Below are 7,554 nucleotides of genomic sequence, written 5' to 3' on the forward strand. Positions count from 1 at the left end.
GAAAAGGAAGCCCATGGCAACGACCACACCAACCGGTGTGCGGGGCTCTCACGCCAAGCACGGAGGCGCCGCGGACGGCACTCCGATGACGCACCGGCAGATCATGGAGGCGCTCTCCGGGCTGCTGCTCGGCATGTTCGTCGCGATCCTGTCGTCGACGATCGTCACCAACGCCCTGCCCGAGATCATCGGCGACCTCGGCGGCGGCCAGTCCGCCTACACCTGGGTGGTCACGGCCGCGCTGCTCTCCATGACCGCGGCCACGCCCCTGTGGGGAAAGCTCTCCGACCTGTACAGCAAGAAGGCGCTCGTACAGCTAGCCCTGATCATCTACGTCCTGGGATCGGCCGCCGCCGGCCTGTCGCAGAACCCCGAGATGTTGATCGCCTGCCGTGTCGTCCAGGGCATAGGCGTCGGCGGTCTGTCCGCCCTCGCGCAGATCGTGATGGCCGCGATGATCTCCCCGCGCGAGCGCGGGCGCTACTCCGGCTACCTCGGCGCGACGTTCGCCGTCGCGACCGTCGGCGGCCCGCTGCTCGGCGGAGTCATCACGGACACCTCATGGCTCGGCTGGCGCTGGTGCTTCTACGTCGGTGTGCCCTTCGCGGTCATCGCGCTGATCGTGCTGCAGAAGACCCTGCACCTGCCCGTCGTGAAGCGGGACGTGAAGGTCGACTGGGGCGGCGCGTTCTTCATCTCCGCCGCCGTCTCGCTGCTGCTCCTGTGGGTCACCTTCGCCGGTGACAAGTACGACTGGATCTCGTGGCAGACGTACGCGATGGTCGGCGGCGCGGTCGTCCTCGGGCTGCTGTTCATCCTGGTCGAGTCCAAGGCGAGCGAGCCGATCATCCCGCTGCGGCTGTTCCGCAACCGCACCATCACCCTGTCCTCCCTCGCGTCGCTCTTCGTGGGTGTCGCGATGTTCACCGGCACGGTGTTCTTCAGCCAGTACTTCCAGCTGGCCCGGGACAAGTCCCCGACGATGTCGGGTGTCATGACGATCCCGATGATCGGCGGCCTGTTCATCTCCTCCACGGTCTCCGGCCAGGTCATCACCAAGACGGGCCGGTGGAAGTACTGGCTGGTCGCCGGTGGCCTGCTGATCACCGCGGGCCTCGGACTGCTCGGCACCATCCGCTACGACACGACGTACTGGCACATCGCGATCTTCATGGCGCTGCTGGGTCTCGGCATCGGCATGATGATGCAGAACCTGGTGCTGTCCACGCAGAACCAGGTGGCGCCCTCCGAGCTGGGCGCGGCCAGCTCCACCGTCACCTTCTTCCGTTCCCTCGGCGGTGCGATCGGTGTCTCCGCGCTCGGCGCGGTGATGGCCAACCGGATCACCGACTACGTCAAGGACGGCCTGACCGACCTCGGCCCGAAGTACGCCTCCTTGGCGTCCGGTTCGAGCTCCAGCTCCAGCATCCCCGACATGGACAAGCTTCCCGCGCCGCTGCGCACCGTGATGGAGAGCGCGTACGGCCACGGCATCGCGGACGTCTTCCTGATCGCCGCGGGCATGGCGCTGGTCGCCTTCCTCATCGTGCTGTTCATCAAGGAGGTCCCGCTGCGGACGTCGGGCGCGCTGGCACAGGCGGCGGAGGCGAACGCGGAAGCGAAGGCGGAGGCCCCGGCCGCCGAGCCGGTCACGGAGAAGGTCCCGAGCTGGGCCGCCGTCTCGGAGACCGAGGCGGGCCCCGCGGGAACCCAGCGGCTCGCCGCCGTCGCCACCGCGACGAGGGAGAGCGCCCCCGTGCCCCCGTCCGGCGGGATCCCGGTACGCGGTCATGTCCGCGGCGCCGAGAGCGCGCCGGTGCCGCAGGCCGCGGTCACGCTGATCTCGCTCGCGGGACGGCAGCTCGGCCGCTCGGTCGCGCAGGCCGACGGCTCGTACGCGGTGGACGCGCCCGGCGTCGGGTCGTACGTCCTGATCGCCTCCGCCGACGGCTTCCAGCCGCAGGCCTCGACGGTCCTCGTGAACGACGAACCGGTCGCCTACGACATCCTGCTGAGCGGCACGAGCGGGCTGAGCGGTGCCGTCCGGGCCGCCGAGGGCGGCACGCCGGTCAAGGACGCCATGGTCATCGTGACCGACGTTCGCGGTGATGTGCTCGCCACCGGAACCACCGGTGAGCAGGGCGAGTTCGGCTTCGCCGAGCTGGTGCCGGGTGTGGTGACGGTCGCGGTGAACGCCGCGGGTCACCGGCCGAAGGCCCTGCCCGTCGAGGTCGGCGGCACCGGAGTCACCCGGATCGAGGTCGAACTCGACTCGGGCGCCCAGCTCCAGGGTGTCGTACGGGCACCGCACGGCGCCCTCGCGGACGCCCGGGTGACGCTGGTGGACGCGGCCGGCAACGTGGTCGGCACGGCCAGGACCGGTGAGGACGGCGCGTACGCCTTCACCGATCTGGACGGCGGCGAGTACACGGTCATCGCGACGGGTTACCCCCCGGTGGCGACGGCACTGACGGTCTCCGGCCGAGGCGTCGACGACCACGACATCGAACTCGCCCACCCCGGCGAGTAGTTCGAACCCCGGCCCGTGGGGACGCGCGCACTCTGAGCGGAGGTGCGCCCCCCACGGGCCGGTTTCATTTGCTGCATCGCAAGGAGTTACTGCACATGGGACTGACCGCGAAGATCCGTACGCGGGACGGATGGGCCGTGTCGCACGCGGTCGTCACGGTGACCGACATGACGGGCGCCCAGGTCCTGCGGGCCGAGGCGGACCCCGAGGGAGCCGTGCGCGACACGACCTCCCTCGCACCCGGCGCGTACACCGTGATCGTCACCGCGGTCGGATACGCGCCCGCCGCGGCCGGCGCGATCGTCACGGCGAGCGGCCGGGCCGAGATCGGCACCGTGACCCTCGCCCGCCAGGGCGGCAGCGAACTGCCCCCGCCCGGCCCCTGGACCATCGACCCGGCCCACTCCTCCGTGGGCGCGGTGGCCCAGCACCTGGGCATCTCCAGCGTGCACGGCCGCTTCACCGACTTCTCCGGCGCCATCGAGATCGCCCCTGACGACGTGACCAAGTCGCGCGTGGAGGCGGTCATCCAGTCGGCCTCCATCGACACGGGCAACGGGATGCGCGACGGCCACCTGAAGTCGCCGGACTTCCTGGACGTCGAGACGTACCCCCAGATCACCTACCGCTCGACGGGCCTGACCTCCGCCGGCTCCGACCGCTGGACGGTGCACGGCGAACTGACCATGCACGGCGTCGTACGCCCGGTCGACCTGAACCTCGCCTACCTCGGCACCGGCGCCGACCCCTGGGGCGGCACCCGCGCCGCGTTCCGGGCCACGGCCGAACTGCACCGCGAGGACTTCGCCATGAACTACAACCAGGTCGTCCAGGCCGGCATCTCGGCCATCGGCACGACCCTGAGGGTGGAGCTGGACATCCAGGCGGTGCAGGGAGAATCACTGCCCTCTGCCTGAGCCGGTCGTCCGGGCCACCAGATCCCCGCACAGATCACGGAGTTTGACGTTCGAGTCCTGGGAGGCGCGGCGCAGCACGGCGAGCGCCGTCTGCGCGGTGCAGCGCTCCTGGGCCATGAGGATGCCGATCGCCTGGTCGATCACGCTGCGGGAGAGCAGCGCGGTGCGCACGTCGTCCGGGCCGGCCCGCTCGCGCTCGATGCGCAGGGCGGCGTTGATGGCGGTCGAGGCGCTCTCCGCGAAGGCCCGGGCGATCTCGCGGCGCCCGCGGAAGGCGTCCTCCTCGACGGCGTAGAGATTGAGGGCGGCATCGGTCTCCCCGTCGACCGCGAGCGGAACGGCGAGCACCGAACGCACCCCCAGGGAACGCGCGTACTCGACATACGAGGGCCAGCGGGTCTCCTCGGACAGAACGGGAACGTGCTGCTCCTCATCCTCCCGCGCCGCCTGCACACACGGCCCGTCCCCGTTCTCGTACTGCCGCAGATCCAGCCCGCTCGGCAGCCCGTCGCTGCCCGCCAGGGTCAGCAGCCGCCCGTCGCGCCGCACGGTGACGCTGCTGGCCACGGCTCCCTCCACGGCACTCACCGCCCGCTCGGTGATGTCCCGCAGCAGCGTGTCCACCCCGTCGCTGCGCGCAAGCGCCTGATGCAAAGTGCTGGATTCCGCGGCCTCGGCACGATCGACGGACGGACTCATACAGACCGGATATCCCTTTCCGTCCCCCTCATGCGCCCGCGCGGGTGTCCACAATGCGCCGGGACAGGTCGCGCAGCTTGATGTTCTCCCGCTGCGAGGTCCGTACGAGGCTGTCGAAGGCACCGGCCGCGTCGATGTCGAGGCGCTCCATGAGGATGCCCGTGGCCTGCCCGATCAGGTCCCGGGTGCGCATGGCCTCGGTGAGCTGTTCGCGTACGGTCGCCGACTCCAGCGCGATGCTGACATGCGCGGTGAACAGCCGGCCGATCCGGGTGGCCGTGTCGTCGAAGGCGCGCGGCTCGCGGGCGTAAGCCGTCAGCACGGTCAGCCGACGCCGGTCGGCGCGCAGCCGCAGCGAGAGCACCGAGCGCAGTCCGAGGCTGGAGAGCGCGAGATCGCCTTCCCCCTCACCGGACGCGCTGTCCTCGATACGGGCGACGGGTGCGCTCCACAGCCGATTCCAGTACGGGTGGTGCTCACGGCCCGCGTTCAGCGTGTCCGCGGAGCGAACGACCTCGTCGGTCCAGACGAGGGTCTGGCGGCGCTCCGTGCGCTCGAGCACCGAGATCCCGGCGTGCTCGGCGCCGGGCAGCAGATGCACGGCAAGCCGGACGGCGGTACGCAGGGTCCCGTGGGGACTGGACGTGGCGTGCAGCTGCTCAGCGGCGACCGTCAAGGCCTCGGCCAGCTCAAACCCCTTGGCAAAACGGGGCAATTCAGAAAACTCGGACGCAGCCACCACGAACCTCTTCGGCATGCACGGCCAAACGGCCATGCGCAGGAGAGCTCCGCAGCACATTCCCGACTGCGAGCACAGGACGAACAGCACTTTAGCTGCTCCGATGGGGTGAGGTGCCGCCCACCGGCAGAGGTCACACGCGTCACAACCGCTCGCGTCCTAGGCTGGCCGTATGGCACCCAACATCGCGACAAACACCTCCGTCTCCCTCGACGAGTTGCTGGACTTCGTACGCCCCCGGCACCGCGCCATCTTCCTCACCCGCCGTGCCGACGGCAGCCCCCAGGGCTCCCCGCTCGCCTGCGGCGTCGACGACGCGGGCCGCATCGTCGTCTCCACCTATCCCGAGCGCGCCAAGACCCGCAACGCCAAGCGGGACGACCGCGTCAGCCTCATCGTCCTGAGCGACGAGTGGAACGGCCCCTGGGTCCAGATCGACGGCACCGCCGAGGTCATCGACTCCCCCGACTCCGTCGAGCCCCTCGTCGAGTACTACCGCAACATCGCCGGCGAACACCCCGACTGGGACGAGTACCGCGAGGCGATGCTCAAACAGGGCAAGTCGATCATCCGGGTCACCCCCCAGCACTGGGGACCCGTGGCAACAGGCGGCTTCCCGGCGCGCCTGGCACCGTAGGACTCACGGCACCCGGCACGTGATCCGAGGCAGATGGGTGCGCAACCCGGCGTGAGCGGGGGGACCCCCATCGCCCCAGCGGCTCGATTGCCCACAGCTACGCGGCCCGCACCCGCCCCCCGGGCGGAAGGGGCCGTGTCGGTACATCGAATGCCCGCATCCGGACGGATCCAAAGAAGACAGCACTTCCCGGCCCACAGCCGATCCGTCCGGATGCGGGCGGATGTACCGGCGCGGCCCCGACCCCCCACCGGACCATGGGCGAACCGGCGCTCAGGTTCCCAGCCCACAGCCGATCCCTCCGGAAGCGGGCGGATGTACCGACGCGGCCCCGACCCCCCACCGGACCATGGGCGAACCGGCGCTCAGGTTCCCAGCCCACAGCCGATCCCTCCGGAAGCGGGCGGATGTACCGACGCGGCCCCGACCCCCCACCGGACCGTGGGCGAACCGGCGCTCAGCCCCGCGCAACCATCGCCTCGATCCCCGCGATCAGCATCTCCAGCGCAAACCCGAAGTCCCGCTCCCGCATCTCCTCCACCGTGTCCCCACCCCGAGCCTCCATCAAATCGGCGGCACTCTCGAAGTTCGCCGCGAACTGCGGCTGTTCGCCGATCGTGCTCATGGCCTGACGGAAGTACTCGTCCTGGGTCACACCGGCCGAAGCGCACCGCTGCACAAAGTGCCCCTCGATCGTGCCGAACCCGTACACGAACTGGAACACCGCCGACAGCGCCCCCATCTGCCCGTGCGGCGGCAGCCCGGTACTCCGGATCACCTGCTGCACCCGCAGCGAGAACGCCATGGAGTGCGGCCCGATATTCAGAAAGTTCCCGATCAGCGGGGAAACCCACGGATGCCGCACCAGCAGCGCCCGGTACCCACCGGCAAGCGCCCGCAACTGCTCCCGCCAGCCCTCACCCGACCCCACGTCCGACTCCACGTCCGACCCCGCATCCGGACCCGCATCCGGCAGCTCCAGCTCACCGAACACCGCGTCGAGAGCCAGCTCCAGCAGATCGTCCTTGGTGTCGACGTACCAGTACACGGACATCGCCGTGACGTTCAGCTCCGCCGCCAGCCGGCGCATGGAGAACTTCGCCAGCCCCTCCGCGTCCAGCAGCCGCACCGTGACCTCGGTGATCCGCCCCCGGTCGAGCCCCGACGGCTGGCCGCCCCCACGGGCCGCCCCGCCACGGGGAGCCTTGCCCTCCAGCCAGACACTGGTCCGCGCCGGACGCTTGGCCCGGTCGGCTGCCCTCGCCATGGCCCACCTTCCTCGGAACTCGAACCACGGGGCCGGGCCGGAACTCCCCGGTCCACCCTCCTGATGATGCTAAGCGGGCGCTCCGCGGAAACCGCCACCACGGCGCCCCCGCACCCGCACCCCCTACGCCGAAACCGAAACCGCCACCGCCACCGCCACCGCCACCGCCACCGCCACCGCGGAGTCTGCCCTCTCCGCCTGCCACAGCAACGCCGCCGCCAGCAGTCCACCAAGAAGTACGGCGACCGCACCCACCAGCCGGCTGGTCTCCACACCGGCCGAGAACGCGTCCGAAATCCGCCCCCGCCCCTCCACAGAGCGCGGCCGGAAGCGAGGTCGCCGCGACCGGAATCGACGCGGCGAACCGCGCGTTGCCGAGCACGATCGACACCGCCGTGCCGAGCCGCGCCGTCCACTTCGCTCAGAGCCCGGAGAAGTTCAGCGCCACGACCGACAGCGCGAGCGGCGCCGTAACCAGCCTGGCCTCCAACGGGCCGTATCCCAGGACGTACTGGAGATGCTGAGTCAGCAGAAACAGCGCACCGCCCATCCGGAACGTGATGAGAACGGCTCCCGCGACGGCTCCCGTGAAGACCAGCCAGCGCTGGGGATGGAGGTCGACACGCTCTACACCGTAGAACGGTGCCCCTACGCCGTACAACGCACAAAGTCCCCGTGCGCCGCGCAACGCACCCCGGCGACAAACGAAAGTGGCGGTGGCCCGGAGTGTGAGCGGCCGGGCCCCCCCCCCGGGACGACCGGACG

General features: G+C 70.4%; 6 protein-coding genes and 1 pseudogene. 3 read left to right on the plus strand and 4 right to left on the minus strand.

Features of this window, described 5'->3' with window-relative positions; all coding sequences use genetic code 11:
* Positions 1-13: 13 nt before the first annotated feature.
* Both AB0D27_RS33540 and AB0D27_RS33545 read left to right on the plus strand, forming a co-directional pair.
* Positions 14-2,530, plus strand: a complete 2,517-nt coding sequence (locus AB0D27_RS33540) for an MFS transporter (protein ID WP_362516196.1) — start codon at positions 14-16, stop codon at positions 2,528-2,530.
* Between the two features lie 95 nt (positions 2,531-2,625).
* The gene (locus AB0D27_RS33545) at positions 2,626-3,447 is read left to right on the plus strand and encodes a YceI family protein (RefSeq protein WP_362516198.1); all 822 of its coding nucleotides are present in this window, start codon (positions 2,626-2,628) and stop codon (positions 3,445-3,447) included.
* On the opposite strand, the gene AB0D27_RS33550 is transcribed toward AB0D27_RS33545, so the two are convergent.
* Positions 3,430-4,146 (minus strand): GAF and ANTAR domain-containing protein, encoded by a 717-nt coding sequence (locus tag AB0D27_RS33550; protein ID WP_362516200.1) that lies wholly within the window; start codon positions 4,144-4,146, stop codon positions 3,430-3,432. The genes AB0D27_RS33545 and AB0D27_RS33550 overlap by 18 nt on opposite strands.
* 28 nt (positions 4,147-4,174) lie before the next feature.
* Positions 4,175-4,903, minus strand: a complete 729-nt coding sequence (locus tag AB0D27_RS33555; protein ID WP_362516212.1) for an ANTAR domain-containing protein — start codon at positions 4,901-4,903, stop codon at positions 4,175-4,177.
* Between the two features lie 154 nt (positions 4,904-5,057).
* Between AB0D27_RS33555 and AB0D27_RS33560 the strand changes: the two genes are divergently transcribed.
* Positions 5,058-5,522 (plus strand): PPOX class F420-dependent oxidoreductase, encoded by a 465-nt coding sequence (locus AB0D27_RS33560; protein WP_362516201.1) that lies wholly within the window; start codon positions 5,058-5,060, stop codon positions 5,520-5,522.
* A gap of 457 nt (positions 5,523-5,979) precedes the next feature.
* Here AB0D27_RS33560 and AB0D27_RS33565 read toward each other — a convergent pair whose 3' ends face one another.
* The gene (locus AB0D27_RS33565; RefSeq protein ID WP_362516202.1) at positions 5,980-6,789 is read right to left on the minus strand and encodes a TetR/AcrR family transcriptional regulator; all 810 of its coding nucleotides are present in this window, start codon (positions 6,787-6,789) and stop codon (positions 5,980-5,982) included.
* Positions 6,790-6,912: 123 nt separating this feature from the next.
* Positions 6,913-7,381, minus strand: a pseudogene (locus AB0D27_RS33570) (MFS transporter); the annotation flags it as partial.
* Between the last annotated feature and the right edge of the window lie 173 nt (positions 7,382-7,554).

Source organism: Streptomyces sp. NPDC048415, from assembly GCF_040651675.1.
Taxonomy (GTDB): Bacteria; Actinomycetota; Actinomycetes; order Streptomycetales; family Streptomycetaceae; genus Streptomyces.

Excerpts from the sequence above, each read along its gene's own strand:
- AB0D27_RS33540 (WP_362516196.1), top strand. The coding sequence starts at position 14 with ATGGCAACGACCACACCAACCGGTGTGCGGGGCTCTCACGCCAAGCAC.
- AB0D27_RS33545 (WP_362516198.1), top strand. The coding sequence starts at position 2,626 with ATGGGACTGACCGCGAAGATCCGTACGCGGGACGGATGGGCCGTGTCG.
- AB0D27_RS33550 (WP_362516200.1), bottom strand. The coding sequence starts at position 4,146 with ATGAGTCCGTCCGTCGATCGTGCCGAGGCCGCGGAATCCAGCACTTTG.
- AB0D27_RS33555 (WP_362516212.1), bottom strand. The coding sequence starts at position 4,903 with ATGCCGAAGAGGTTCGTGGTGGCTGCGTCCGAGTTTTCTGAATTGCCC.
- AB0D27_RS33560 (WP_362516201.1), top strand. The coding sequence starts at position 5,058 with ATGGCACCCAACATCGCGACAAACACCTCCGTCTCCCTCGACGAGTTG.
- AB0D27_RS33565 (WP_362516202.1), bottom strand. The coding sequence starts at position 6,789 with ATGGCGAGGGCAGCCGACCGGGCCAAGCGTCCGGCGCGGACCAGTGTC.